The sequence below is a fragment of the Pseudomonas sp. X10 genome (assembly GCF_054889225.1).
Map to the genome: position 1 here is coordinate 5,386,398 of NZ_CM142677.1, position 26,144 is coordinate 5,412,541.

At 63.6% G+C, this 26,144-nt stretch carries 28 protein-coding genes; 18 read left to right on the forward strand and 10 right to left on the reverse strand.

The window, feature by feature from the left end; genetic code table 11:
- Window position 1 precedes the first annotated feature (1 nt).
- The 5 genes from metW to ACYU03_RS24465 are packed head-to-tail and all read left to right on the forward strand — an operon-like array spanning window position 2 to window position 3,223.
- On the forward strand, window positions 2-622 hold the full coding sequence (gene metW, locus ACYU03_RS24445; RefSeq protein WP_461887173.1) for a methionine biosynthesis protein MetW: 621 nt from the start codon (window positions 2-4) through the stop codon (window positions 620-622).
- A 25-nt stretch (window positions 623-647) separates the two neighbouring features.
- Window positions 648-1,082: a DUF4426 domain-containing protein gene (locus ACYU03_RS24450; protein ID WP_461887174.1), complete on the forward strand. Its 435-nt coding sequence runs from the start codon at window positions 648-650 to the stop codon at window positions 1,080-1,082.
- Window positions 1,079-1,675 (forward strand): RdgB/HAM1 family non-canonical purine NTP pyrophosphatase, encoded by a 597-nt coding sequence (gene rdgB, locus ACYU03_RS24455; RefSeq protein ID WP_461887175.1) that lies wholly within the window; start codon window positions 1,079-1,081, stop codon window positions 1,673-1,675. Before ACYU03_RS24450 ends, rdgB begins: the two co-directional genes overlap by 4 nt.
- A complete protein-coding gene (hemW, locus tag ACYU03_RS24460; protein ID WP_461887176.1) occupies window positions 1,672-2,886 on the forward strand; it encodes a radical SAM family heme chaperone HemW in 1,215 nt (404 codons plus the stop codon). Before rdgB ends, hemW begins: the two co-directional genes overlap by 4 nt.
- Before the next feature lie 10 nt (window positions 2,887-2,896).
- Window positions 2,897-3,223: a DUF3392 family protein gene (locus ACYU03_RS24465; protein ID WP_241805084.1), complete on the forward strand. Its 327-nt coding sequence runs from the start codon at window positions 2,897-2,899 to the stop codon at window positions 3,221-3,223.
- A 62-nt stretch (window positions 3,224-3,285) separates the two neighbouring features.
- Here ACYU03_RS24465 and trmB read toward each other — a convergent pair whose 3' ends face one another.
- The 4 genes from trmB to ACYU03_RS24485 form a co-directional block, all read right to left on the reverse strand.
- Window positions 3,286-4,008 carry a tRNA (guanosine(46)-N7)-methyltransferase TrmB gene (gene trmB, locus ACYU03_RS24470; protein WP_461887178.1) on the reverse strand — a complete coding sequence of 241 codons (723 nt, stop codon included), beginning with the start codon at window positions 4,006-4,008 and terminating at the stop codon, window positions 3,286-3,288.
- Window positions 4,009-4,017: 9 nt separating this feature from the next.
- Entirely contained in the window at window positions 4,018-4,812 is a 795-nt protein-coding gene (locus ACYU03_RS24475) for a thiazole synthase (protein WP_093377214.1), read from the reverse strand.
- 69 nt (window positions 4,813-4,881) lie between these two features.
- Window positions 4,882-5,082 carry a sulfur carrier protein ThiS gene (thiS, locus tag ACYU03_RS24480; protein ID WP_461887179.1) on the reverse strand — a complete coding sequence of 67 codons (201 nt, stop codon included), beginning with the start codon at window positions 5,080-5,082 and terminating at the stop codon, window positions 4,882-4,884.
- Between the two features lie 102 nt (window positions 5,083-5,184).
- Entirely contained in the window at window positions 5,185-5,556 is a 372-nt protein-coding gene (locus tag ACYU03_RS24485; protein ID WP_461887180.1) for a DUF423 domain-containing protein, read from the reverse strand.
- A 64-nt stretch (window positions 5,557-5,620) separates the two neighbouring features.
- On the opposite strand from ACYU03_RS24485, the gene mtgA reads away from it, so the two are divergent.
- Entirely contained in the window at window positions 5,621-6,331 is a 711-nt protein-coding gene (mtgA, locus tag ACYU03_RS24490) for a monofunctional biosynthetic peptidoglycan transglycosylase (RefSeq protein ID WP_461887181.1), read from the forward strand.
- Window positions 6,332-6,414: 83 nt separating this feature from the next.
- Here mtgA and rpoH read toward each other — a convergent pair whose 3' ends face one another.
- The 4 genes from rpoH to ftsY form a co-directional block, all read right to left on the reverse strand.
- Complete coding sequence (gene rpoH / locus ACYU03_RS24495) at window positions 6,415-7,269, reverse strand: RNA polymerase sigma factor RpoH (protein ID WP_461887182.1); 855 nt, start codon at window positions 7,267-7,269, stop codon at window positions 6,415-6,417.
- Window positions 7,270-7,379: 110 nt separating this feature from the next.
- Window positions 7,380-8,405, reverse strand: a complete 1,026-nt coding sequence (ftsX, locus tag ACYU03_RS24500) for a permease-like cell division protein FtsX (RefSeq protein WP_461887183.1) — start codon at window positions 8,403-8,405, stop codon at window positions 7,380-7,382.
- On the reverse strand, window positions 8,402-9,073 hold the full coding sequence (ftsE, locus tag ACYU03_RS24505; RefSeq protein WP_461887184.1) for a cell division ATP-binding protein FtsE: 672 nt from the start codon (window positions 9,071-9,073) through the stop codon (window positions 8,402-8,404). The genes ftsX and ftsE overlap by 4 nt, the downstream gene beginning before the upstream one ends.
- The gene (gene ftsY / locus ACYU03_RS24510; RefSeq protein ID WP_461887185.1) at window positions 9,070-10,548 is read right to left on the reverse strand and encodes a signal recognition particle-docking protein FtsY; all 1,479 of its coding nucleotides are present in this window, start codon (window positions 10,546-10,548) and stop codon (window positions 9,070-9,072) included. Before ftsY ends, ftsE begins: the two co-directional genes overlap by 4 nt.
- 230 nt (window positions 10,549-10,778) lie before the next feature.
- Here ftsY and ACYU03_RS24515 point away from each other — a divergent pair, with 230 nt between their 5' ends.
- From ACYU03_RS24515 to ACYU03_RS24540, 6 genes are all read left to right on the forward strand, one after another.
- Complete coding sequence (locus ACYU03_RS24515; protein ID WP_461887186.1) at window positions 10,779-12,134, forward strand: M16 family metallopeptidase; 1,356 nt, start codon at window positions 10,779-10,781, stop codon at window positions 12,132-12,134.
- Window positions 12,127-13,623: a M16 family metallopeptidase gene (locus tag ACYU03_RS24520; protein ID WP_461887187.1), complete on the forward strand. Its 1,497-nt coding sequence runs from the start codon at window positions 12,127-12,129 to the stop codon at window positions 13,621-13,623. Before ACYU03_RS24515 ends, ACYU03_RS24520 begins: the two co-directional genes overlap by 8 nt.
- On the forward strand, window positions 13,623-14,213 hold the full coding sequence (gene rsmD / locus ACYU03_RS24525; RefSeq protein WP_461887188.1) for a 16S rRNA (guanine(966)-N(2))-methyltransferase RsmD: 591 nt from the start codon (window positions 13,623-13,625) through the stop codon (window positions 14,211-14,213). The genes ACYU03_RS24520 and rsmD overlap by 1 nt, the downstream gene beginning before the upstream one ends.
- A 96-nt stretch (window positions 14,214-14,309) precedes the next feature.
- Complete coding sequence (locus tag ACYU03_RS24530) at window positions 14,310-15,632, forward strand: M16 family metallopeptidase (RefSeq protein ID WP_461887189.1); 1,323 nt, start codon at window positions 14,310-14,312, stop codon at window positions 15,630-15,632.
- Window positions 15,625-17,037 carry a M16 family metallopeptidase gene (locus ACYU03_RS24535; protein WP_461887190.1) on the forward strand — a complete coding sequence of 471 codons (1,413 nt, stop codon included), beginning with the start codon at window positions 15,625-15,627 and terminating at the stop codon, window positions 17,035-17,037. Before ACYU03_RS24530 ends, ACYU03_RS24535 begins: the two co-directional genes overlap by 8 nt.
- Before the next feature lie 60 nt (window positions 17,038-17,097).
- Window positions 17,098-18,090 carry a hydrolase gene (locus ACYU03_RS24540; RefSeq protein ID WP_461887191.1) on the forward strand — a complete coding sequence of 331 codons (993 nt, stop codon included), beginning with the start codon at window positions 17,098-17,100 and terminating at the stop codon, window positions 18,088-18,090.
- A gap of 77 nt (window positions 18,091-18,167) precedes the next feature.
- Here the strand turns inward: ACYU03_RS24540 and ACYU03_RS24545 are convergent, their stop codons facing one another.
- A complete protein-coding gene (locus ACYU03_RS24545) occupies window positions 18,168-19,022 on the reverse strand; it encodes a sulfurtransferase (RefSeq protein WP_461887192.1) in 855 nt (284 codons plus the stop codon).
- A gap of 36 nt (window positions 19,023-19,058) precedes the next feature.
- On the reverse strand, window positions 19,059-19,724 hold the full coding sequence (locus ACYU03_RS24550) for a TetR/AcrR family transcriptional regulator (protein WP_461891546.1): 666 nt from the start codon (window positions 19,722-19,724) through the stop codon (window positions 19,059-19,061).
- A 153-nt stretch (window positions 19,725-19,877) separates the two neighbouring features.
- On the opposite strand from ACYU03_RS24550, the gene ACYU03_RS24555 reads away from it, so the two are divergent.
- The 6 genes from ACYU03_RS24555 (at window position 19,878) to ggt (ending at window position 26,123) form a co-directional block, all read left to right on the forward strand.
- Complete coding sequence (locus tag ACYU03_RS24555; RefSeq protein WP_461887193.1) at window positions 19,878-21,308, forward strand: coniferyl aldehyde dehydrogenase; 1,431 nt, start codon at window positions 19,878-19,880, stop codon at window positions 21,306-21,308.
- 38 nt (window positions 21,309-21,346) lie between these two features.
- Window positions 21,347-21,844 (forward strand): twin-arginine translocation pathway signal protein, encoded by a 498-nt coding sequence (locus tag ACYU03_RS24560; protein WP_461891547.1) that lies wholly within the window; start codon window positions 21,347-21,349, stop codon window positions 21,842-21,844.
- 25 nt (window positions 21,845-21,869) lie between these two features.
- On the forward strand, window positions 21,870-23,468 hold the full coding sequence (locus ACYU03_RS24565) for a GMC family oxidoreductase (protein ID WP_461887194.1): 1,599 nt from the start codon (window positions 21,870-21,872) through the stop codon (window positions 23,466-23,468).
- 112 nt (window positions 23,469-23,580) lie between these two features.
- On the forward strand, window positions 23,581-24,060 hold the full coding sequence (gene coaD / locus ACYU03_RS24570; RefSeq protein WP_461887195.1) for a pantetheine-phosphate adenylyltransferase: 480 nt from the start codon (window positions 23,581-23,583) through the stop codon (window positions 24,058-24,060).
- A 129-nt stretch (window positions 24,061-24,189) separates the two neighbouring features.
- Entirely contained in the window at window positions 24,190-24,441 is a 252-nt protein-coding gene (locus tag ACYU03_RS24575) for a YfhL family 4Fe-4S dicluster ferredoxin (protein ID WP_009396754.1), read from the forward strand.
- On the forward strand, window positions 24,441-26,123 hold the full coding sequence (gene ggt / locus ACYU03_RS24580) for a gamma-glutamyltransferase (RefSeq protein WP_461887196.1): 1,683 nt from the start codon (window positions 24,441-24,443) through the stop codon (window positions 26,121-26,123). The genes ACYU03_RS24575 and ggt overlap by 1 nt, the downstream gene beginning before the upstream one ends.
- Window positions 26,124-26,144 lie beyond the last annotated feature (21 nt).

Sequence of the window (26,144 nt, forward strand, 5' to 3'; positions counted from 1 at the left end):
CATGAGAGCCGACCTGGAAATCATCCACGACTGGATCCCTGCCGGCAGCCGGGTACTCGACCTTGGCTGCGGCAACGGCGAGCTACTGGCCTCGCTGCGCGACCGCAAGCAGGTCACCGGCTATGGCCTGGAGATCGACGCCGACAACATCGCCGCCTGTGTGGCCAAAGGTGTCAACGTCATCGAGCAGGACCTCGACAAAGGCCTGGGCAACTTCGCCAGCAACAGCTTCGACGTCGTGGTCATGACCCAAGCCCTGCAAGCCGTGGAATACCCCGACCGCATCCTCGAAGAGATGCTGCGCGTCGGCCGCCAGTGCATCATCACCTTCCCCAACTTCGGCCACTGGCGCTGCCGTTGGTACCTGGCGACCAAAGGTCGCATGCCAGTCTCGGACTTCATGCCGTATACCTGGTACAACACGCCGAACATCCACTTCTGCACCTTCGAGGACTTCGAGGCGCTGTGCCGCGAACGCCGCGCCCAAGTCCTCGACCGGCTGGCCGTCGACCATCTGCACCGCAATGGGTGGGCGGGTCGGCTATGGCCTAATCTTCTAGGGGAAATCGGCATCTATCGTGTCAGCAGCCCCGGCCTGCAAGAGCATCAGGTCGCGGTCTAACCCGCCCCACCGGAGGAATGCGATCATGCGTCGTCTAGCCCTGTTTCTGATCAGCCTGTGCCTGGCCCTGCCGGTACTGGCTGCCGACCCCGCCAAGCCCGAGCGCAAGGAGGTCTTTGGCGACGTGACGGTCCACTACAGCGCCTTCACCTCGAGCATGCTGCAGCCGGATGTGGCCGCCGCCACGGGCCTTGTGCGCAGCAAGAACCAGGGGGTGCTGAACATCGCCGTACTCAAGGCCGGCAAGCCTGGCATGGCAGTGGTCAGCGGCACGGTGAAGGACCTGACCGGACGCAGCAATTCGCTGTCGTTCAAGCAGATCGCCGATCAGGGCGCCATCTATTACATCGCCCAGTTCAAGATCGACCAGGTAGAAACCCTGACCTTCGACCTGAACGTCGAGACCGGTGGCGTCAGCCATAAAATCAGCTTCAACCAGGAAGTATTCCCAGGCAAATGATGAATTTCCAACAACTCGTATTGGCCAGCCATAACGCTGGCAAGCTCAAGGAACTGCAGGCCATGCTCGGCGCGTCCGTGCACCTGCGGTCGATCGGTGAGTTCAGCACGGTCGAGCCAGAAGAAACCGGCCTGTCGTTCGTCGAGAACGCCATCCTCAAGGCCCGCAATGCCTCGCGCATCTCGGGCCTGCCGGCCCTGGCCGATGACTCGGGCCTGGCGGTCGACTACCTCGGCGGCGCGCCGGGCATCTATTCGGCACGCTACGCCGATGGCCAGGGCGATGCGGCGAACAACGCCAAGCTGCTCGAAGCCCTCAAGGACGTCCCGCAAGACCAGCGCGACGCGCAGTTCGTCTGCGTCCTGGCCTTGGTCCGCCATGCCGACGACCCGCTGCCGATCCTCTGCGAAGGCCTGTGGCACGGACGCATCCTGTTCGAGGCCAGTGGTGAGCACGGTTTCGGTTACGACCCGCTGTTCTGGGTACCGGAGCGCAACTGCTCCAGCGCCGAACTCGGCCCTGCCGAGAAAAACCAGCTGAGCCACCGCGCCCGAGCCATGGCGCTGCTGCGCCAGCGTCTGGGACTGGCATGACCGAACACCCACCCATCCAGCCGCTGCATCCCGGCGCGGCTGGCTTCAGCACCCAGCCACCCCGGGCGGCGTTGGCGCAGCTACCGCCCCTGGCGCTGTACATCCATATCCCCTGGTGCGTGCGCAAATGCCCGTACTGTGACTTCAACTCCCATGCAGCCAGCCCCGAACTGCCGGAAGAAGCCTACGTCGACGCCCTGCTGGCCGACCTCGACCAGGAATTGGCGGCCGTGTATGGCCGCCCGATCAGCTCGATCTTCTTTGGCGGCGGCACCCCGAGCCTGTTCAGTGCCCCTGCCTTGGGTCGCTTGCTGGTGGGAGTAGAACAACGTATTCCGTTCGCCCCTGATATCGAAATCACCCTGGAAGCCAACCCCGGGACCTTCGAGCAAGAAAAGTTCAAGGCCTACCGGCAACTGGGGATCAATCGCCTGTCGATCGGCGTGCAGAGCTTCCAGCAGGCCAAGCTCGAGGCCCTGGGCCGCATCCATAATGGCGACGAAGCCGTACGCGCCGCTGGCATGGCCCGTGCTGCCGGCTTCGACAACTTCAACCTCGACCTCATGCATGGTCTGCCGGATCAATCGCAGGAAGATGCCTTGGGCGACCTGCGTCAGGCCATCGACCTGGGACCGACCCACCTGTCCTGGTATCAGTTGACCCTGGAGCCGAACACTGTGTTCTGGAGCCAGCCACCGGAGTTGCCCGAGGACGATATCCTGTGGGATATACAGGAGGCCGGCCAGGCCCTGCTCGCCCAGCATGGCTTCGCCCAGTACGAAGTCTCCGCCTACGCCCGGCCAGGACGCGCCGCACGGCACAACCTGAACTACTGGAGCTTCGGCGACTTCATCGGCATCGGTGCCGGTGCCCATGGCAAACTCAGCCACCCGGACGGGCGTATCCTGCGGACCTGGAAAACCAGGCTGCCCAAGGATTACCTGAATCCAGCCAAAGCGTTCAGGGCTGGAGAAAAATGCCTGCCGCAGGATGAGTTGCCGTTCGAGTTCCTGATGAACGCCCTGCGCCTGACCCAGGGCGTGGACGCCGAGCTGTTTACCCAACGCACCGGCCTGCCACTGGAACAACTGGCTGCAGCGCGCCGGGAGGCCGAACAAAGGGGCCTTTTGCAGGTCGAAACGGATCGGCTGGTAGCCACGCCACGCGGCCAGTTATTCCTCAATGACCTGCTGCAGTATTTCTTGACCTGAAGGATGACCCATGGACCTGGTACTTGACCTGCTCGCGACCGTTTCCCGCTGGAGCCGCAGCAATCTGTCGGAGATTTCCCTGGCCTTGGTAGGCTGCCTACTGGTGCTGTTCGGCACCGACATCAAAGGCTGGGTGGAACAGCGCCTAGGGGGCCTGGCAGGTGCCCTGCGCGTGCCCTTTATGGCCCTGCTGGTGATGATCGGCAGTGGTGCGGCGCTGATCTATGCAACGCCCTGGGTGGTGCGCGGGCTGAGCCAGTTCAACAACTATGCCTTGGCGCCTGTATTGCTGGTGGTGCTGGTGTTGATCGGCGTGGTGGCCGATCGGCGGGGGTGACACAGCGTCCTGTAGGAGAGGGTTTGCCCGCTCCTACTGGACCTGCGATCAGATTACTGATCTCAGGCCAGCTTCTCGAACTTCAGATCCCACACCCCATGCCCCAAGCGCTCGCCGCGGCGTTCGAACTTGGTGATCGGGCGTTCTTCAGGGCGTGGTACGTAGGCACCATCCGCCGCCTGGTTGCGATAGCCCGACGCGGCATTCATCACTTCCAGCATGTGCTCGGCATAGGGTTCCCAGTCGGTCGCCATGTGGAACACCCCGCCAACCTTGAGCTTGCTGCGCACCAGCTCGGCGAAGGCCGGCTGGACGATACGCCTCTTGTGATGGCGGCTCTTGTGCCAAGGGTCAGGGAAGAACAGCATCAACCGATCGAGGCTGTTATCAGCCACGCAGCGGTTGAGCACCTCGATGGCATCGCAGTCGTACACCCGCAGGTTCTTCAGCCCCTGGGTCAACACGCCGTTGAGCAGCGCGCCGACACCTGGACGGTGCACTTCGACACCGATGAAGTCCTGCTCCGGGGCGGCAGCGGCCATTTCCAGCAGGGAATGGCCCATGCCGAAGCCGATCTCCAAGGTGCGCGGCGCCGAACGGCCGAACACCTGATCGTAATCCACCGGGCTATCGGCCAGAGGCAGGATAAACAGGGGGCCACCCTGTTCCAGACCACGTTGCTGGCCTTCGGTCATGCGCCCGGCGCGCATCACGAAACTCTTGATGCGGCGTTGCGGGCGCGCTTCGCCGTCGGTGGCGATCGGCGTTTCTTGCGATTCAGTCATCAGGGGCTCTTACTTGATCAGACCATCCAGCGGCGAGGAGGCGCTGGCATAGAGTTTCTTCGGCATACGCCCGGCCAGGTAGGCCAGGCGGCCGGCAACGATAGCGTGCTTCATGGCCTCGGCCATCATCACCGGCTGTTGGGCATGGGCGATTGCCGAGTTCATCAGCACGGCCTCGCAGCCCATTTCCATGGCGATGGTGGCGTCGGAAGCGGTGCCCACACCGGCATCGACCAGCACCGGCACCTTGGATTCCTCGAGGATGATCTGCAGGTTGTAGGGGTTGCAGATACCCAGGCCGGTGCCAATCAGGCCAGCCAGCGGCATGACCGCGATGCAGCCGGCTTCCGCCAGCTGGCGGGCGATGATCGGGTCGTCGCTGGTGTAGACCATCACGTCGAAGCCATCCTTAACCAGCACTTCGGCGGCCTTGAGGGTTTCGATCACGTTGGGGAACAGAGTCTTCTGGTCAGCCAGGACCTCCAGCTTGACCAGGTTGTGGCCATCGAGCAGCTCACGGGCCAGGCGGCAGGTGCGCACGGCCTCGACCGCGTCATAGCAGCCGGCGGTGTTCGGCAGGATGGTGTAGCGGTCCGGCGGCAGTACGTCGAGCAGGTTCGGCTCGCCCGGGTTCTGGCCGATATTGGTGCGGCGCACGGCGACAGTGACGATCTCGGCGCCCGAGGCCTCAATGGCCAGGCGGGTTTCTTCCAGGTCACGGTACTTGCCGGTGCCCACCAGCAGGCGCGACTGGAAAGTGCGCCCGGCCAGGGTAAAGGGCTTGTCGCTACGAACGTTGCTCATCGGTAATCCTCTGGAAAGGTTGAGAGACTTGCAGGTGAATCGCTGGTGGCCTGTACAGGCCACCAGGCCCTAGCCGCCGCCGATCGCGTGGACCACTTCGACCTGGTCGCCTTCGTTCAGCAGGGTGCTGTCGTGCTGGCTGCGCGGCACGATATCCAGGTTAAGCTCCACCGCCACACGGCGTCCGACCAGCTCGAGCCGGCCCAACAGGGCCGCGACGCTCTCGCCATCGGGCAATTCGTAAGGTTCACCGTTCAGTTGAATGCGCATGCACACGGCCACCATTGTTCTTTGGGGCCCGCATTCTAGCCCCGATCAAGGCTCGAACCCAAGGGTGACGGACGCCATTCGTCCCGATATTGGACCTGTCGGTCAGCTCAGGCGCCAGGCTGCCAGGCCCAGGCACAACCAGCCGGCAAGGAAGCACAGGCCACCGATCGGGGTAATGATACCGAGCTTGCCCAGTCCACTCAGGGTCAACAGGTACAGGCTACCGGAGAACAGCAGGATGCCCAGGGCGAACAGACCGCCGGCCCAGCCCACCAGGCGCCCGGGCAAATGCACGGACAACACCGCCACGCCGAGCAGCGCCAGAGCATGCACCAGTTGGTAGGTCACGCCAGTGTGAAAGACCGCCAGGTGGTCGGCACTCAAGCGTCCTTTCAGGCCATGGGCGGCGAAAGCGCCGAGGGCGACACCGGTAAAGCCAAAAAACGCGGCGAGCATCAGGAAGCTGCGAAGCATGGGACAACTCCTTGGAAGGGGTCTGTATAATGGCCCGTTCCATCAGTCCGGCCAAGCCATTGCCATGCTGTCATCCCTTACCCGACGCCTCGTCCGCGCCCTGCTCTGGTTCGCCGCCGGCAGTGCCCTGCTGGTCCTGGCGCTGCGCTGGGTGCCACCACCCGGCAGCGCGCTGATGGTCGAGCGCAAGGTCGAGTCATGGCTCAACGGCCAGCCCATCGACCTGCAACGCACCTGGCAACCCTGGGAACGGATATCGGACGAGCTCAAGGTGGCGGTCATTGCTGGCGAGGATCAGAAGTTCGCCAGCCACTGGGGCTTCGATGTCCCAGCCATCCAGGCCGCCCTGGCGCACAACGAGCGTGGCGGCAGCATTCGCGGTGCCAGCACCTTGACCCAGCAAGTGGCCAAGAACCTGTTCCTCTGGTCCGGCCGCAGTTGGCTGCGCAAAGGCCTGGAAGCCTGGTTCACGGCGCTGATCGAGCTGTTCTGGTCGAAAGAGCGGATCCTGGAGATCTACCTCAACAGCGCCGAGTGGGGTGAGGGTGTTTTCGGTGCCCAGGCGGCGGCTCGTCACCACTTTGGAATCGATGCCAACCGCCTGTCACGCCAACAGGCCAGCCAGCTCGCCGCCGTGCTACCCAACCCGCGTAACTGGAGCGCCAGCCGCCCGAACGACTATGTGGCTCGCCGTGCCAATTGGATCAGCCAGCAGATGCGCCAGCTCGGTGGGACCAACTACCTGATGCAGTTGGAGCAAACCCACAGGCCCTAGGTTCAGGCCGGATCGCGTTTCCCATGAAATAAAGCCGCTTGCCCAAGGGGCAAGCGGCTTTGGTTTGCAGCGAAAACGCCAGGTCAGACCGTAATCAACGCCTTGACCTTGTTCATTGCATTCTTCTCCAACTGGCGAATACGCTCAGCCGACACGCTGTACTTCTCGGCCAGCTCATGCAAGGTGGCCTTTTCCTCGGCCAGCCAGCGCTGGTAGAGAATGTCGCGGCTGCGGTCATCCAGGCCCTGCAGGGCTTCGTGCAGGTTGCTGGTGGAGTTGTCGCTCCAGTCGGCATCTTCCAACTGCGTCGCCGGGTCGTAACGGTGGTCTTCCAAGTAATGCGCAGGCGACTGGAAGGCGCTGTCGTCGTCAGCCTCGGCGGCCGGGTCGAACGCCATGTCCTGGCCGCTCAGGCGGCTTTCCATCTCGCGCACTTCGCGCGGCTCCACCCCCAGGCTCTCGGCCACACGATGGACTTCATCGTTGTTCAGCCAGGCCAGGCGCTTCTTCTGGCTGCGCAGGTTGAAGAACAGCTTGCGCTGGGCCTTGGTGGTCGCGACCTTGACGATACGCCAGTTGCGCAGGATGAACTCGTGGATCTCTGCCTTGATCCAGTGCACTGCGAAAGACACCAGGCGCACACCCATTTCCGGGTTGAAACGCTTGACCGCCTTCATCAGGCCAACGTTGCCTTCCTGGATCAGGTCAGCCTGGGCCAGCCCGTAGCCGGCATAGCTACGAGCAATATGTACAACGAAACGCAGGTGGGCCATCACCATTTGCCGAGCGGCCTCGAGATCCTGCTCATAATAAAGGCGCTCGGCCAGTTCACGCTCCTGCTCGGCCGTCAGCAGGGGAATGCTGTTGACCGTGTGCACATAGGCTTCCAGGTTTGCACCGGGAACCAGGGCATAGGCAGGTTGCAACGAAGTGGTCATGCGAAAACCTCCGACTCACGAACTCGTGCCCTTGGGCACTGCCAACATTGACCGGAAACCACGAAACAAGTTCCCAGGAAACGAAAATAGTCAATGCTGGCAAAAAAATACTATCGCGGCGCCAGCTCGTTCAAATGGCGGGCCACTGCGATCCATGCACCGATATACCCTAACAATACCGCTCCGATCAAGAGCGACAGACCATCGGCTGCCGGCACACCGGCCAGGGCGAAATCACTGCCATACAGCCCGGAAAGCCCGACCACCGCGTCATTCAGCCAGTTCAGGCCGAATGCCAAGATGCCCCAGGCCAGCACGCCCGCGCCCAGGCCGTACAAAGCGCCCATATAGAGGAAAGGCCGGCGCACATAGCTGTCCGTGCCACCGACCAGCTTGATCACCTCGATCTCGGTGCGACGGTTCTCGATATGTAGACGAATAGTGTTACCAATTACCAACAGCAGCGCCGATACCAGCAGAACCGTCAGGCCAAAGACAAAGCGGTCGCCCAACTTGAGGATGGCAGCCAGGCGCTCGACCCACACCAGGTCCAACTGCGCCGCCTCTACCCTGGGCAGTTGCGCCAGGCGCTGGCGCAGGGCTTCCAGAGCGGGCTTATCGACTTCTGTCGGAGTCACCACCACCACGCCGGGCAGAGGGTTCTCCGGCAGCTCGCGCAACGCTTCACCCAAACCGGATTGCTGTTGGAACTCATCGAGCGCTTGCTCGCGGCTGACGTACTCGGCCTCGGCCACACCCGGCATGCCCTTGATCTCGTCCCGCAGGGCTATGCCATCCTGGCTGCCAGCGTCGAGCTTGAGGTACAGCGAAATCTGCGCCGCACGCTGCCAGGACCCACCCAGTCGCTCAACATTACTCAACAACAGCGACAGGCCCATGGGCAGGCTCAACGCGACAGCCATCACCAGGCAGGTGAAGAAACTGCCGATCGGCTGCTTGCCCAGGCGGCGCAGGCTGTCGAGCAGGCTGGCACGATGGCTTTCCAGCCAGGCGTGCAGCAGGGTGCGAAAATCCGGACCGTCATCGTCGTTGCCACTGCGTTTTTTCGCCGGTTGCGGGTCAGCAGCCTTGGGTGCGACCCGTTCCGACACTTTGGGACTGCGTGTCGCACTCATTGCCCGGCCTCCCCATCGCCGATCAGACGACCGCGCTGCAAGGTCAGCATGCGGTGACGCATGCGCGCGATCAGCGCCAGGTCGTGGCTGGCGATCAATACACTGGTGCCCAGGCGGTTGATGTCTTCGAACACGCCCATGATCTCCGCAGCCAGCCGCGGGTCGAGGTTACCGGTAGGTTCGTCGGCCAACAGCAGTGCCGGCCGATGGACGATGGCGCGGGCGATACCGACACGTTGCTGTTGCCCTGTGGACAAGTCCCCGGGGAACAGCTCGGCCTTGTCGGCCAGCGAAACGCGCTCGAGCGCCGAGTCGACACGCTTGGAGATCTCGGCCTTGGACAGGCCAAGGATCTGCAGTGGCAGGGCGACGTTGTTGAATACGGTGCGGTCGAACAGCAGTTGGTGATTCTGGAAGACCACGCCGATCTGCCGGCGCAGGAAGGGAATCTGTGCGTTGTTGATCTGCCCGAGGTCCTGCCCTGCCAGCAACAGCTTGCCACTGGTCGGACGCTCCATGGCCAGCAGCAGGCGCAGCAAGGTGCTCTTGCCTGCACCGGAGTGGCCGGTCACGAACAGGAATTCGCCCCGGCGCACGCGAAAACTCAACTCATGCAGGCCAACGTGGCCGTTGGGATAGCGCTTGGCGACCTGTTCGAATCGGATCATGGATGCTCCCGCTCGGCAAACAAGGCTTTGACGAAAGGCTCGGCTTCGAAGGTACGCAGGTCATCGATGCCCTCGCCCACGCCGATGTAACGGATCGGCAGGCCGAACTGCTTGGCCAGGGCGAAGATCACCCCACCCTTGGCGGTACCATCAAGCTTGGTCAGCGCAAGCCCCGTGAGTTCGACACTCTGGTTGAAGTGCTTGGCCTGGTTGATGGCGTTCTGCCCTGTTCCCGCATCCAGCACCAGCAGGACCTCGTGCGGTGCGTCGGCGTCGAGCTTGCCGATGACCCGGCGAACCTTCTTCAGCTCTTCCATCAGGTTGTCTTTGGTGTGCAGCCGACCGGCGGTATCGGCGATCAGCACATCGATGCCGCGAGCCTTGGCGGCCTGCACCGCGTCGAAGATCACCGAGGCCGAATCGGCGCCTGTGTGCTGGGCGATGACCGGAATCTGGTTACGCTCGCCCCAGACCTGCAGTTGCTCGACCGCCGCAGCGCGGAAGGTGTCGCCTGCGGCCAGCATGACCTTCTTGCCTTCGAGTTGCAGCTTCTTGGCCAGCTTGCCGATGGTGGTGGTCTTGCCGGCACCGTTGACACCAACGACCAGGATCACGAACGGCTTGGACTGAGACTGGATCCGCAACGGCTGCTCGACTGGACGCAGCACGTCGGCCAGTTCGCCTTGCAAGGACTTGTACAGGGCATCGCTGTCGGCCAGTTGCTTGCGTGCGACCTTCTGGGTCAGGTTCTGCACGATGGCCGTGGTGGCTTCGACGCCAACGTCGGCGGTCAACAGGCGAGTCTCGATCTCGTCGAGCAGGTCGTCGTCGATGGCCTTCTTGCCCAGGAACAGGCTGGCCATGCCTTCGCCGATGCTGGCGCTGGTCTTGGACAGGCCCTGTTTGAGGCGGGCGAAAAAGCCGCCTTTGTTGTCTTCGGCGCGGACTGGCACCGGCTCGGGCTCGACGGTCACTGGCGCAGCCACCGGAACCGGCTCGGGCTCAGGCGCCGGACGCTCTGGAATGGCTGGCGGGGCATGGGGCTCTAGGTCAGGCACCAGTGCGACCGGCTCTTCTTCGACCGGCAACACCAGGTTGCTGGTCGGCGGCACGACAGGTGCAGGCGCTGCTGGCTCGATAACCGGGACCGGTGCGGCAGGCTCAACGACCGGAGCCGACACGACAGGCTCAGGCGTAGGCCCCGGCACGACAGGGGCCGGAACCTCGGCTGCCGTGGCTGGCGCAACAGGCGTGGCCACGGGAGGTACTGCAGGCTCCGCGGCAGGAGTCTCAGCCGGGGAGGCCACCACGGACTCGGCGGGCGGCTGTTCGACGGGCGCCTCTGGCGCTACCGGCTCAGGCGTTTGCGGCTGTTCGGCGACAGGTTGCTGCGGCTTCTTGCGAAACCAGCTGAACAGGCCTTTCTTCTCGCCAGCCTCGGCCGGCGCTTTTTTGTCGTCGTTGGAACCAAACATGGAAGACGGCTATCTCAGGGTAGCGATGCGCCACCAGCGGCGCACCGGGAATTCTTTCAACGCAGAACAGACTATTTTGAATCCGGCTGGTTCATGCGCAACATTTGTCGTGGGGCCTGCGGGCCAGATCCGCGACAGGCATGGTCGCCAGGCAACCGGATCAGTATCCTAGCACCTCCAGGCCCGTCGACGCTAAACCCTAGCGGGCCGTCCTACAGGTTAAACGACGTATGAATGCTCTAGCCCGCCACGCCGCTGGCCTGCTGCTCAGCACACTTTGTCTGCCGTTCGCGGCCCTGGCCGCCGATCCACAACCTACCCACGAGTTCATCCTCGACAACGGCCTCAAGGTCGTCGTGCGCGAAGACCATCGCGCCCCGGTGGTGGTCTCGCAGATCTGGTACAAGGTCGGCTCCAGTTACGAAACCCCGGGCCAGACCGGCCTTTCCCACGCTCTGGAACACATGATGTTCAAGGGCAGCGCCAAAGTCGGCCCCGGTGAAGCCTCGCGCATCCTGCGCGACTTGGGCGCCGAAGAAAATGCCTTCACCAGCGACGACTACACCGCCTATTACCAGGTCCTGGCCCGCGACCGCCTGCCGGTGGCCCTGGAGCTGGAGGCCGACCGCCTGTCCAGTCTGCGCCTGCCCGCTGACGAGTTCAGCCGTGAAATCGAGGTAATCAAGGAAGAGCGCCGCCTGCGGACCGACGACCAGCCCAACGCCAAGGCTTTCGAGCTGTTCCGCGCCATGGCCTACCCGGCCAGCGGCTACCACACCCCGACCATTGGTTGGATGGCCGACCTCGAGCGCATGAAGGTAGAGGAGCTGCGCCACTGGTACGAATCCTGGTACACCCCGAACAACGCCACCTTGGTGGTGGTTGGCGATGTCACCGTCGATGAGGTCAAGGGTCTGGCTCAGAAGTACTTCGGCGCCATCCCGAAGCGCCCGGTGCCTCCAGCCAAGCTGCCCCTGGAACTGACCGAGCCCGGCCAGCGCCAACTGACCCTGCATGTGCGCACTCAACTGCCCAGCCTGATCTACGGCTTCAACGTACCGGGCCTGGCTACCGCCCAGGACCCGCGTAGCGTACACGCCCTGCGCCTGATCTCGGCCCTGCTCGACGGTGGCTACAGCGCCCGCATGCCGTCGCGCCTGGAGCGTGACCAGGAGCTGGTCTCCGGTGCCTCGTCCAGCTACAACGCCTTCACCCGCGGCGACAGCCTGTTCCTGCTCTCGGCCACCCCGAACGTGCAGAAGCAGAAGACCCTGGCCGATGTCGAGAAAGGCTTCTGGCAACTGCTCGATGAACTCAAGAAGACCCCGCCTTCGGCTGAAGAACTCGAGCGCGTGCGTGCCCAGGTGATCGCCGGCCTAGTCTACGACCGTGACTCGATCAGCAGCCAAGCCATGACCATCGGTCAACTGGAGACCGTAGGTCTGTCTTGGAAGCTCATCGACAGCGAACTGGACGAACTCGAGCGCGTGACCCCGCAAGACATCCAGAACGCCGCACGTACCTACTTCACCCGCGAACGCCTGAGCGTTGCCCATGTATTGCCCGAGGAGTCCGCTCATGAGTGATCGCAGCGCCCCCCGCTACACCCTGCTGGGCCTCGGTATCCTGGCACTGGTGGTGGCCCTGGCCTTCTTTCTGGCCCGACCGGTACAGTCGGACAATGCCGCCAAGGCCGGCAGCACCGCCGCCCGCCCGGCCAACACCCTGCAATCGCTGGCCGAACTGGACGGCAAGACGCCAGGCCGACGCCAGTTGAACATCCAGAACTGGAACACCGCCGAAGGTGCCCGCGTACTGTTCGTCGAAGCCCGCGAACTGCCCATGTTCGACCTGCGCGTGACCTTTGCCGCCGGCAGCAGCCAGGATGGCGACACCCCCGGTCTGGCCACCCTGACCAACGCCATGCTCAACGAGGGCGTGGCCGGCAAGGATGTGACCGCCATCGCCGAAGGCTTCGAAAGCCTCGGCGCGGACTTTGGCAACGGCTCGTACCGTGACATGGCAGTGGCCTCCCTGCGCAGCCTGAGCGCAGCCGACAAACGCGAACCGGCGCTGAAGCTGTTCGCCGAAGTCGTGGGCAAGCCGACCTTCCCGGAAGACGCCCTCAAGCGCATCAAGAACCAGCTGCTGGCCAGCTTCGAGTATGAGAAGCAGAGCCCGGGCAAGCTGGCGGGCAAGGCACTGTTCGCCCGCCTCTACGGCGATCACCCCTACGCCCACCCGAGTGACGGCACTGCCGAGAGCATCCAACCGGTCACCCTTGAGCAGCTTCGCGCCTTCCATGCCCGCACTTACGCCGCCGGCAACGCAGTCATCGCCCTGGTCGGCGACCTCAGCCGCAGCGAGGCCGAAGCCATCGCCGCGCAGGTCTCCTCCGCCCTGCCCAAAGGCCCGGCCCTGGCCAAGCTGCCTCAACCGAGCGAACCCAAGCCGGGCATCACGCACATCGACTTCCCGTCCAAGCAGACCCACCTGATGCTGGCGCAACTCGGCATCGACCGTAACGACCCGGACTACGCTGCGCTGTCGCTGGGCAACCAGATCCTTGGCGGCGGCACCTTCGGTACCCGACTGATGAGCGAAGTGCGGGAAAAACGCGGCCTGACCTATGGGGTCTACTCGGTCTTCAGCCCAATGCAGGTGCGCGGCCCGTTCATGATCAACCTGCAGACCCGCGCCGAACTCAGCGAAGGCACGCTCAAGTTGGTCCAGGACATCCTCGCCGATTACCTCAAGACGGGCCCGACCCAGCAGGAACTCGATGATGCCAAGCGCGAACTGGCCGGCAGCTTCCCACTGTCCAATGCCAGCAACGCCAGTATCGTCGGGCAACTGGGCGCCATCGGCTTCTACAACCTGCCGCTGACCTGGCTGGAGGACTTCATGCAACAGTCCCAAAGCCTGACCACCGAGCAGGTCAAGGCCGCGCTGAACAAGCATCTGGCAGCCAACAAGCTGGTCATCGTCACTGCGGGCCCAAAGGTGCCGCAGAAACCGCTGCCACCGCCCACTGACAAACCAGCCGAGCAACCCCTCGGCGTACCGGAGCATTAATGGCCAAGCCATCCCATTCCGCCAGGCCCAGCCAAGGCCATGGCCATCTGCGCATCATTGCCGGCGAGTGGCGCAGCCGACGCCTGAGCGTGCCCGCGGGCGAGGGCCTGCGCCCGACCCCGGACCGGGTCCGCGAAACCCTGTTCAACTGGCTCGCCCCTTACATCGAAGGCGCCCATGTACTGGATGCCTTCACCGGCAGCGGCGCTCTGTACCTGGAAGCGCTGTCACGGGGGGCGGCCGACGCCGTGGCCCTGGACAGCAACCCGGCAGCCATCGCCAACCTCAGGCACAACCTGGAAGTGCTGCGTTGCCCGCGCGGCCAGGTGCTGCAAAACGACGCCCTGCGCTACCTGCAGGGCGATGTGAAGCAACAGTTCGACCTGGTGTTCCTCGACCCACCCTTCCATCAGGACCTGCTGGCCACCACCTGCAACCTCCTGGAGGAACGCCAGTGGCTGCGTGACAACGCCTGGATCTACACCGAAAGCGAAGCCGCCCCCTCCTCCCTGCAAATGCCCGGAAACTGGCGCCTGCACCGCGAGAAGAAGACCGGCCAGGTGCATTACGCACTCTGGCAACGCGGCTGATAGCCACCAGCCCGCCTGCATAACTACATAACGCAGGCGGGCTCTCTGATTCACCGAAGCTGCTCCGGCCTTTTACCAACCAGGAGCACTTCAAGCATGCCGTCATCTCCCGCGCAAAGCGGGATCGCAAACGCGGTCCCAGCGCCCTCCTTGCAGTACTTCATCCTCCCCAATGGCCTCACGGTCTACGTGCGTGAGGATCACCGCACCCCGCTGGTCTGCGCGCAGCTGTGGTACCACATCGGTGCAAGCCATGAACCGCCCGGCCACTTCGGCCTTTCTCATCTCTTGGAACACTTGATGTTCGAAGGAAGCAGAAAGCTCGCTCCAGGCCAGTACTCCAAGGTACTCAACCGGCTAGGCGGCAAACCGAGCGCCTTCACTCTGGACGACGCCACAGTGTTTGACGCGACCCTGCCCTCGAGCCGCCTGGAGATCGTGCTGGAGGCCATGGCCGATGCCATGGCCAGCGCGAGCCTTGGTGAAGCGGAGTTCGCCCGGGCCCTGGAGGTGGTCAAGGCCGAACACAGGCTGAAAGTGGATAACGTGCCGGATGTACTGGCGGACATGCGCCACAGGTGCATCGCCTTTGGCGACAGCCCCTACGCCACCTCAAGATACGACCACTTGGCCGATTTGCAGGGCATGTCGCTGGAGCGGCTGCGCGCCTGGTATCAAAGCGGGTACCACCCGAACAACGCCACGCTGGTGGTGGTCGGTGATATCGATCTGCAACGCTTGCAGCAGATAACAGAGCGTCATTTCGGCACCTTGCAGGCGGCGGCACACCTGCTAACGTCAGCGCCCCCCAGAACGGCAGGGATGCTTCAAGAGCGCCATCAGGCCCTGACTCTGCACGGGCTTCGTGATGGCCTGATCATCTCCTTCAACACACCAAGCCTGGCTACCGCCCGCTCACCTGAGACTGTGCACGCATTGCGCCTCGCCCTGCAGCTCCTCGCCAAAGGCTCCGGCGCCAGGCTGTACAGGGAGCTGGTGCGCAAGAGACCGGTACTGAGAGGCTACATCTCGGATTATGACCATGTTCTTCGCGGAGACACCTTGCTAGGTCTCCAGGCCTACACCAACCCGGAAGAAGGCACGCCCAAGGAAGCGGCAGAGCACGTATGGGCGATCATCGAATCCATCAGGCAGACGCCCCCTACCCTAACCGAACTCGAACGGGCCAAGGCACAGCTGCTGGCCCAGCAGACCTTCACTCTCGACGATATCCGACAGCAGGCCATAGCTATAGGGCAGCATGCGGTCAGTGGGCTGGACCCTGCTCTGATGGAGCAGGACCAACAAGCTATCGAAGCCATCAGTGGTGAAAACATTCAACAGGCGGCCCAGCTGTATCTCAGCCGCGAACGCCTGGCCACCACCTATTTACTTGCCGGGGAGAATGCCCATGAGTAACACGACACCCATCCCACGCCCATCACGGCAAGAAACCTGTGAGCACTTGGCCACCGCTACGGCGGAGGTTGACTTCGGCGGCCTGACGTCGGTGCAGGGCATCGACCTCGGCCAGGTGGAACGGCTCAACCGCAATGTCCAGTGCTGGCAGACCGAGGGCGGCAGTCGCGTGCTGTTCGTGCAGTCCCATGAGCTGCCGATGATCGATCTGGTGCTGCGCTTCACTGCGGGCGGGACACTGGACGGCGATACCCCCGGGTTGGCGGCGCTGACCCTGTATATGCTCGACCAGGGCACAGAACGGATGAATGGCACGCAGTTCGCCGAACAACTCGAAGGCTTGGGCGCAACCATGACCAGGAGTGTGTCCCTTGAACATGCCACTGTCGCCCTGCGCAGCCTCAGCAAGGAAGGTTTGCGTACCCAGGCTATCCAACTGCTCACAGATATGGTCGCTCGCCCAGCCTTTGACTCATCCGAGCTTGAGAGGATCAAGGAGCGGCTGCTCAGCCACTTGCGACACCGTGATACCGATACTGACAACCGGATTCAGAATGAGACGCTAGCCCACCTGTTCGCCGGCCACCCCTACGCCACCTACTATGCCGGCACGCCGCAAGGCGTCGCTGGCGTGACGCGGGACATGCTCCGCACCTTTCACCAACGCGCCTATTCCGCCAACAATGTCGAAATCGCGCTGGTGGGCGACCTGTCCCGCGAGCAAGCCGAAACGATCATCGACGCCATCAGCCAAGCGCTCCCCCAGGGCTGGGCGGCGGCCGAACTGCCCAGGGTCCCAGTGGCCGAGGCGAAAACACTGCATGTGGAGCATCCCGGTAGCAGCGACAAGGCATTGCTCGCCCTGCCCTTGAATATATCGTCGACAGATCCGGACTTCCCGGCCCTGGTGATGGCGAACGAAATCCTGGGTGGGGGCGCCGACTCCAGGTTGATGGCGCAACTGCGTCACAGCCGGGGGCTTACCTACTCCGTACTCGCCTCGCTGGTACCGTTCAGGGCCGGCGGACTATTCAAGATCGAATGGGACATCGCAGCGGCTCACAAAGACGCCTCCCATGAGCTGGTCCTGCAGGTACTCAGGTGCTTCATTCAGGAGGGCCCAAGCCAGGCTGAGCTCGACCTGGCGCTGAGTCAGCTGGCTGGCGAGCAGCTCAAGAAGACCGCCCGCAATGACCAACTGGCCAAAATACTGGTAGAGATCAGTCACCAAGGATTGCCGAGCAGTCATCTTTCAACTTACCTGGACACGCTCGCGCAACTGACGACTGAACACGTGCGTCAAGCCCTTCAGCGTTGGTTCGACCTGGAGCGCTTGTTCTTCATCAGCATCGGCCCCACCGCGGACCAACAACCCCTACCCGCACCACAGGCCACCGACCAATAGCACAAGTACAGTGGCGGTGTTTCATGGCAATCTAGGCAGGCACACTCTGAGTCGCCCAGCATGCCCAGTCTCACCGCCACCTTCCGCCCGGCCATCGGGCTCTCCAACCCCCACCTGCAGACCTTGTGGGGCCCGCTCTGGCGCAAGCTTCCCGAACTGCATCGTACGCGCGAGCGCCTGTGGCTGGCCGATGGCGACTTCCTCGACCTGGATTGGCATGGGCCACACGAAGCCGATACACCGCTGGTGCTGGTGCTACATGGCCTGACTGGCTCGTCCAACTCCCCTTACGTCAAAGGCCTGCAGCAAGCCTTGCAAGCCCGTGGCTGGGCCAGCGTCGCCCTGAACTGGCGCGGCTGCTCCGGCGAGCCGAACCTGCTGCCACGCTGCTACCACTCCGGCGCCAGCGAAGACCTGGCCGAAGCCATCCGCCACCTGCGCGCCCAGCGCCCACTGGCGCCGCTGTATGCAGTCGGTTACTCGCTGGGCGGCAACGTGCTGCTCAAGTACCTTGGCGAAAGTGGTTCGGCCAGCCACTTGGAAGCGGCTGCGGCGGTGTCGGTGCCTTTTCGCCTGGACCAGTGCGCCGACCGTATCGGCCTGGGCTTCTCCAAGGTCTACCAAGCGCATTTCATGCGCGAAATGCTGGCCTACGTGCAGCAGAAACAGCAGCATTTTCGCGACAAGGGCCACCATGAGGCCCTGGCGGCTCTGGAACGTCTCGGCCCCCTGCGCAAGCTGCGCACCTTCTGGGATTTCGACGGCAAGGTCACCGCACCGCTCAACGGCTTCAGCGATGCGCACGACTACTATCGACGTTCTTCCAGCCGCTACTACCTGGGCCAAAACCGTACGCCAACACTGATCATCCACTCCAGCGACGATCCCTTCGTGTTCAGCCACAGCCTGCCCAGCGCCAGCGAACTGGCGCCGCAGACCTGCTTCGAACTGCATGACCGGGGCGGTCATGTAGGGTTTGTCGATGGCAGCCTGCGCAATCCCGGGTATTACCTGGAGCGACGGATTCCGCAGTGGCTACTAGAGGGGGTATGAGGACGACCAGGTATTAAGCGAGGCCGCGATGCGCCCCGTCGCCAGCTGGCACTGGCCCCTACTTCGGGATTACGCCCTCAATCGCCCTTGGCCACCCCACGCTTTGGATCGGTGATCCACTCACTCCAGGACCCCGCATACAACCGAGCCAGTGGATAACCCGCCAGACACAAGGCGAACAGGTTGTGGCAAGCCGTCACGCCCGAGCCGCAATAGGCCACCAATTGTTCCGGCGAGCGACCGGCCAGTTTTTCCGCGAAACGCTGATGCAGTTGCTCGGCCGGCAGAAACCGCCCGTCTGCTCCCAAGTTATCGGTGAAGGCCGCGCATTGCGCGCCCGGGATATGCCCGGCCACCGGGTCGATGGGCTCGATGTCACCGCGAAAACGCGGCAACGCACGGGCATCGAGCAGTGTCAGTTCCGCCCGGCCAAGACGTTTGCCCAGGTGCTCGGCATCGATCAGCAGGCTCATGTCCGGCTTGCCGCTGAAGTTGCCTTCGCGTTTTGCCGGAGGGTCGAGACTCAGGGGCAGGCTGGCGGCATGCCAGGCCTTGAGGCCGCCATCGAGGATGAACACGCCATCACGCTTGCCCAACCAGGCCAGCAACCACCAGGCACGAGCGGCAAAGGCGCCGGGGCCGTCGTCGTAAAGCACTACCTGGCTGTCGTCGTCGATGCCCCAGCTGCGCAGGCACTCGACAAGCCGCTGCGGCTCTGGCAGCGGGTGCCGGCCCGTACGGCCCTTGACCACTGGCCCACTCAGGTCACGTTCCAGGTCGGCGAAACAAGCCCCGGCAATGTGCCCCTCGGCGTAGCTGCGTTGACCATAATCCACATCCTCCAGGGCAAATCGGCAGTCGAGGATCACCAGCTCCGGGGACTCCAGGCGCTCGGCCAGTTGCTGGGGGGTGATCAATTGCGCAAGGGGCATGACAGTCTCCTGATCGATTGAACGGATGGCACCGGCCTACTGCTCCAGGGCCTGATTGAAAGGTACATGGAATTCTTGGCACAGGGCGTCCACGGCCAGTCGTGCGCTGGCGGTGACAAATCCCTGCTCGAGCACTAGCACCTGATAGACGCCACGCTTGAAGGCTTCTTCACCCAGGTGCGCGGAATGTTCGCGTGTCGTACAGAGAAAGCGCACCCAGGACGTCAGGACGATCCAGGCGTTGACGGTCAGGGATTCGATCTGCACAGCATCCATATCGAGGATGTTGGCATCGACGAAGCCCCGATAGATCGCTTGGCCTTGTTGCAGGCAGCGCTGGGAAAAACGCCGGTAGCGGGCGGCCAGTTCCGGGTCGCTTTCGAGCAGATGCTCCAGGTCGCGGTGCAGGAAGCGGTAGTTCCACATCGCCGCCAGCAAAGCCTTGAGGTAGAAACGCTTGTCCTCGACCGTGGCAGCACGGCCTATGGGCGGGCGCAGGAAGCTGTCCACCAGCTCTTCGTACTGGCTGAAAAGGACGGCAATGATCTCCTGCTTGTTGGCGAAGTGGTAATACAGGTTGCCGGGAGAAATCTCCATGTGCGCGGCAATGTGATTGGTGCTGACGCTGCGCTCGCCCTGCTGGTTGAACAGCTCCAGGCTGTTCTGCACGATGCGCTCGCGGGTCTTCATGCGCGGGGCCATGATCAGCTGCAGTCTCCGAGCTTGAATGATTAGGCTCATCTTACGGTTTATCCCGTCCGGGATGTACCTGTTAACCGTAGGAAAAATTCGCACCATCGTACAAATTAGAGTATAGGCTCTAGTGATCGATACCTTGCCGTGGATGGAGCGCCTATGTCCTCCGAAGTCGAATTCCCTCTCATGCATTCCGACCTTGCTCTCGCCTCGTCGTTCGCCATCCAGCGCAAGGCGTTTTCTGGCAACCCCATGCCTCCCGTCGCACAACGTCTGCAATGGCTGAAGAGCTTGCGCCAAGCCTTGCTGGAGCAGCAGGCCAGCCTGATCGAAGCCATCAGCACAGACTTCTCCGGACGCAGTGCCGATGAAACCCGGTTGGCCGAATTGCTGCCGTCCGTACAGGGGCTGCGCCATGCCGAGCGCTACCTGCGCCGCTGGATGCGCCCATCACGACGGCAAGTCAGCCTGGCCTTCCAGCCGGCCGGCGCCAAGGTGCTATACCAGCCTCTGGGCGTAGTCGGGATCATCGCACCCTGGAACTACCCGCTGCTCCTGGCCATCGGCCCACTGACCTGCGCCCTGGCGGCCGGCAACCGGGTGATGCTCAAACTCAGCGAAGCCACCCCGACCACAGGCCTGGTACTTAAGCGCCTGTTGGCGCAGGTGTTTCCCGAAGACCTGGTCAGCGTCGTACTGGGCGAGGTGGAGGTCGGCCAGGCATTTGCCCGGCTGCCCTTCGACCACCTACTGTTTACCGGCGCCACCCATATCGGCCGCCAGGTCATGAGCGCCGCCGCAGAGAACCTGACGCCGGTCACCCTGGAGCTCGGCGGCAAGTCGCCAGCCATCGTTTCGACCAGCGTGCCGCTGGACACCGCCGCCGAACGCATCGCCTTCGGCAAGACCCTTAACGCCGGCCAGACCTGCGTCGCCCCGGACTACGTCCTGGTGCCCCGCGCACGCCTGCAGGGTTTTGCCGAGGCCTACCGGCAGGCCGTCAGGCGCTTCTACCCCAAGGTGGCGGACAACCCCGACTACAGTGCGATCATCAACCTGCGCCAGTTGCAACGCCTGGAGCACTTGCTGGCCGATGCCCGGGAAAAGGGTGCCGAGGTCATCGACCTGTACCCCGAGGAGCCACGCCAAGGCCGACGCCTACCACCGCACCTGCTACTCGGGGTCAACGATGGAATGCAGATCATGCAGGATGAGATCTTCGGCCCACTGCTGCCCCTGGTGCCCTACGACAGCCTCGACCAGGCACTGGCCTACATCGATCAGCGCCCCAGGCCCCTGGCGCTGTACTACTTCGGCTACGACCGTGGCGAACAACAGCATGTGCTGCAGCACAGCCACTCCGGCGGCGTCTGCCTGAACGACACCCTGCTGCATGTCGCCCAGGACGACCTGCCCTTCGGCGGCATCGGCCCTTCCGGCATGGGCCACTACCATGGCCGGGAAGGATTCCTGACCTTCAGCAAGGCCAAGGCCGTACTGACCAAGCAACGCCTGAACGCTGCCCGGCTGATCTACCCGCCCTACGGCAAGGCCTTGCAGCGCCTGGTGTACAGGTTGTTCATTCGTTGAAGCGAGGGCCGACCGCAATGCATACCCGACCCGCCGGCCTGCAACGCCGCGAGCTGCTCAAATTCAGCCTCGGCGCCAGCGCCTTCCTTGCCACCGCCGGCCTGGGCGCCAGCCTCAGTGGCTGTTCCGCACAGACATCCGCCGCCGGCTTCTCCGTGCTGCGTGACAACGACCTGCCGCTGCTGCGCGCCTTGGCCCCGGTAGTGCTGGCAGGTACCCAGGCGACCACCGACCCACTCCTCCACAGCCTGGATCGCAAGCTGGGCGGGTTATCGCTTGAGATGCTCAAGCTGACCCGGCAACTGTTCGACGTCCTCACCCTGCCCCTGACCCGCGGCCCGCTGACCGGCATCTGGGGCAGTTGGGACAAGGCTCGGCCAGAGCAATTGCAAAGGTTCCTGCAGCGTTGGCAAGACAGCTCGCTGAACCTGCTGCGCATGGGCCACGCCTCCCTGCTGCAACTGCTACTGATGGCCTGGTACGAGCTCCCCGAATCCTGGGCGGCCTGCGGTTACCCTGGGCCCCCGAAGATCTGACCATACAACAACAAGAGCATTGCCAATGCCTGTCGCCGACCCGTTTCGCCAAGGCCTTGTCCGAGGCTGGAAAACCCACGATGGCTCACGCCTGGAACACGATCTGACGCTGGAGGCCGATGTCGCCGTGATCGGCAGCGGCGCTGGCGGCGGCACCAGCGCCGAGCTGCTCAGCGCCGCCGGCTTCAAGGTGTTGCTGATCGAAGAAGGTCCGCTCAGGACCAGCAGCGACTTCCACATGCTTGAAGACCAGGCCTACAGCAGCCTGTATCAGGAAGGCCTGGGACGCATGAGCAAGGATGGCGCCGTCACTATTCTGCAAGGCCGCGCCGTGGGTGGCACCACCCTGATCAACTGGACCTCAAGCTTCCGCACCCCAGACGCCACCCTGCAGCATTGGGCCCGCGAGCATGACGTCAAAGGGCTTGCCAGCACGGATCTGCAGCCCTGGTTCGAGCGCCTGGAGCAACGCCTGGGCATCAGTCCCTGGCAAATGCCGCCCAATGCCAACAACGAGGTCCTGCGCCGTGGTTGCGAAGCCCTCGGCTACAGCTGGAGCGTGATCCCGCGCAATGTGCGTGGCTGTTGGAACCTGGGCTATTGCGGCATGGGCTGTCCGGTCAACGCCAAGCAGTCGATGCTGGTGACCAGCATCCCCGCCACCCTCGACCAGGGCGGCGAGCTGCTCTACCTGGCCCGCGCCGAGCGCCTGCTGCACGATGGCCGCCAGGTCACCGGCCTGCACTGCCTGGCCCTGGACAGCAATGGCATTCACCCCAACGGCCGTCAGGTCCATGTCCGCGCCCGCCACTACGTGCTGGCCGGGGGCGGCATCAACAGCCCAGCGTTGCTGCTGCGCTCCGACACGCCAGACCCGCACCAACGGGTGGGCAAACGCACCTTCCTGCATCTGGTCAACTTCAGCGCCGCGCTGTTCAAAGACACCATCAACCCGTTCTATGGCGCACCGCAATCAATCTACAGCGACCATTTCCAGTGGCGCGAGGGTGTGGCTGGGTCGGTCGGCTACAAGCTGGAGGTTCCACCGCTGCATCCAGCCCTGGCCAGCACACTATTGGGCAGCTACGGCGAGGAAAGTGCCCTGCGCATGGGCCAATTGCCCAATACCCAAGTCATGCTGGCGCTCTTGCGCGACGGGTTTCATCCCCAGAGCCAGGGCGGCCAGGTCGAACTGCGCAGCGACGGTTCGCCGGTCCTCGACTACCCCGTGAGCGACTACCTCTGGGACGGCGTGCGCCGGGCCTTCCACAGCATGGCGCAGATCCAGTTTGGCGCCGGGGCCGAGCAGGTGATGCCGATCCACGCCGATGGCCGCTACGTCAACAGCCCGGAACAGGCCAGCGCACTGATCGACGGCCTGCGCCTGGAACTGTTCCGTACCCGCCTGGGCAGCGCCCATGTCATGGGCGGCTGTGCCCTCGGCGAAGACCCGCGCCGGGCAGTGTGCGACAGCCTCGGTCGGCACCACCAGTTGGAGAACCTGTCGATCCACGACGGCTCGCTGTTCCCCACCAGCATCGGCGCCAACCCACAATTATCGGTATATGCCCTCAGCGCCCGATTGACCGACGCCTTGGTCAATCGCCTGTCACAGAGGGCATGACAACGAATATCCGCACTGTCTATAGTGCCATCAGCCGGCGTCGGCGACTTGGCCGAGCGCAGTCGCTGCGCTACCATCCGACTCCCCAACGCACTCCAGCCAGGATGACGCGATGAACCGAGTGTTGTACCCGGGTACTTTCGACCCCATTACCAAAGGCCATGGCGACCTGGTCGAACGTGCCTCGCGACTGTTCGACCATGTGATCATCGCAGTAGCGGCCAGCCCCAAGAAAAATCCGCTGTTCCCCCTGGAACAACGGGTGGAACTGGCGCGTGAGGTCACCAGGCACCTGCCCAATGTCGAAGTCATCGGCTTCTCCACCTTGCTGGCGCACTTCGCCAAGGAGAAAGGCGCCAATGTCTTCCTGCGTGGCCTGCGCGCGGTCTCCGACTTCGAGTACGAATTCCAGCTGGCCAACATGAACCGGCAACTGGCTCCAGATGTCGAGAGCCTGTTCCTGACGCCTTCGGAGCGCTACTCGTTCATTTCCTCGACACTGGTCCGGGAGATCGCCGCTCTGGGCGGTGACATCAGCAAGTTCGTCCACCCGGTGGTGGCCGAGGCCCTGACCGAACGATTCAAGAAGTGACGAACGGCCTGTACGGTTAGTCCGCTTAGCCCTGAGCGTCGCGCCCGCGTGCACTGCGGGCGCGAATGCGGCACAATTGTGCCCATTGGTTTTCACATGCCAGGGTCTTGAGTCCTGGCCGGAGTCCCCATGTCCCTGATCATCACCGACGATTGCATCAATTGCGACGTCTGCGAACCCGAGTGCCCGAACGCCGCCATTTCCCAAGGCGAAGAGATCTACGTGATCGACCCGAACCTGTGCACCCAGTGCGTAGGCCACTATGACGAACCACAGTGCCAACAGGTTTGTCCGGTCGACTGCATCCCCCTGGATGAAGCTCACCCGGAAACCGAAGAGGAACTGATGGCCAAGTACCGTCGTATCACCGGCAAGGCCTGATGCCGTTCGTCGGCGTAATTCGCAACGCAGCCATCGGTGCCATCCTGGCACTGCTGGCCACTGCCGCCATAGCCGACGGTCCAGGGCGCGCCGCCATCGCCAGCCCGCACTCCGAGGCCACGGCGGCGGCACGGGAAATCCTCGCGCAGGGTGGCAACGCCTTCGATGCCGCCATCGCCATCAGCGCTGCCCTTGCGGTCGTCGAGCCCTACGGCTCAGGCCTGGGTGGCGGTGGTTTCTTCCTCCTGCGCGAAGCCGGCGGCACGCCACGCTACAGTTTTCTCGACGCCCGCGAACGCGCCCCAGCCCGCGCTACGCCGGACATGTATCTCAAGGACGGCAAGATCCAGCCCGGGCTCTCGATCAATGGCCCACTGGCAGCCGCCATCCCCGGCCTACCCCAGGCCCTGGCCGACCTTGCCGCAACCCAAGGCAGGCTGCCCCTGAAAAGCACGCTGGCCCCGGCCATCCGCCTGGCCAACCAAGGCTTCGCCGTGGACCGCATCTACCGTGATCGCGCACAAATGCGCCTGAGCGCCTTGCGTGACGACGCGGAAAGCGCCCGCCTGTTCCTGCGCGACAATGCCGTACCCGCCCTCGGCACGCGGATCCACCAGCCCGAGCTTGCCCTCACCCTGCAACGCCTGGCTGACCAAGGCCGTGACGGCTTCTATCGTGGCCCAGCCGCCCAGGCTCTGGTCGAGGGTGTGCGACAGGCTGGCGGCATCTGGAGCCTCGATGACCTGGCCGACTACCATACCGCCCGCCGCGAGCCCTTGCGCGTGCGGCTAGCAGACCAACGCGAACTGATCAGCGCCCCGCCACCTTCGGCCGGTGGCATCGCCTTGGCGCAGAGCCTGACCATGCTGCAGCGCCTGCCTTGGCAGAGTGCCGAACCTGTGCAACGCAGCCACTATGTGCTGGAGGTGCTGCGCCGCGCCTACCGCGACCGCGGCCTGCTCGGCGATCCAGACTACGTCAGCAATCCAATCAATCGCTTGTTGGCGCGCAACTACCTCACGGGCCTGGCCGAGAGCATCGACGTGCACCAGGCCACCCCCAGCAGCGTGCTGCCGCCCGCGCCGGTCTGGCGCGAAGGCGACCACACCACTCACTTCGCCGTGATCGATGCCGACGGCAACGCCGTAGCCGCCACACTATCGGTCAACCTGCCGTTCGGCGCGGCCTTCAGCGTGCCGGGGACCGGCGTTGTGCTGAACAACGAAATGGACGACTTCGCTGCCGACCCCTCCGGCAGCAATAGCTACGGCCTTGCCGGTAGCCAGGCCAATGCCGTCACGGCGGGCAAACGGCCGCTGTCGAGCATGGCCCCGAGCTTCATCGAAAGCCCCAGTCAGTTCGCCGCCTTCGGCACCCCTGGAGGCAGCCGCATCCCCAGCATGGTCCTACTGTCGATGCTCGGCTTCCTGGAGGGCCGACCGGTGGCCGAATGGCCGGCGATCCCGCGCTATCACCACCAGTACCTGCCCGATGTGGTCGAGCACGAACCCGACGCCTTCAACGAGCGGCAAAAGGCCGAACTCCAAGCACGCGGCTACCGCCTCAAGGACCTGGGGCGTAGTTATGGCAATCAGCAGGTGCTGTATTGGAACAAGGGCGTAGGCACGCTGGAAGCGGCGAGCGACCCACGCGGGGTTGGAGAGGCAGTGGTCCTCGACTGACCACCACCGTCCAACGGTCTT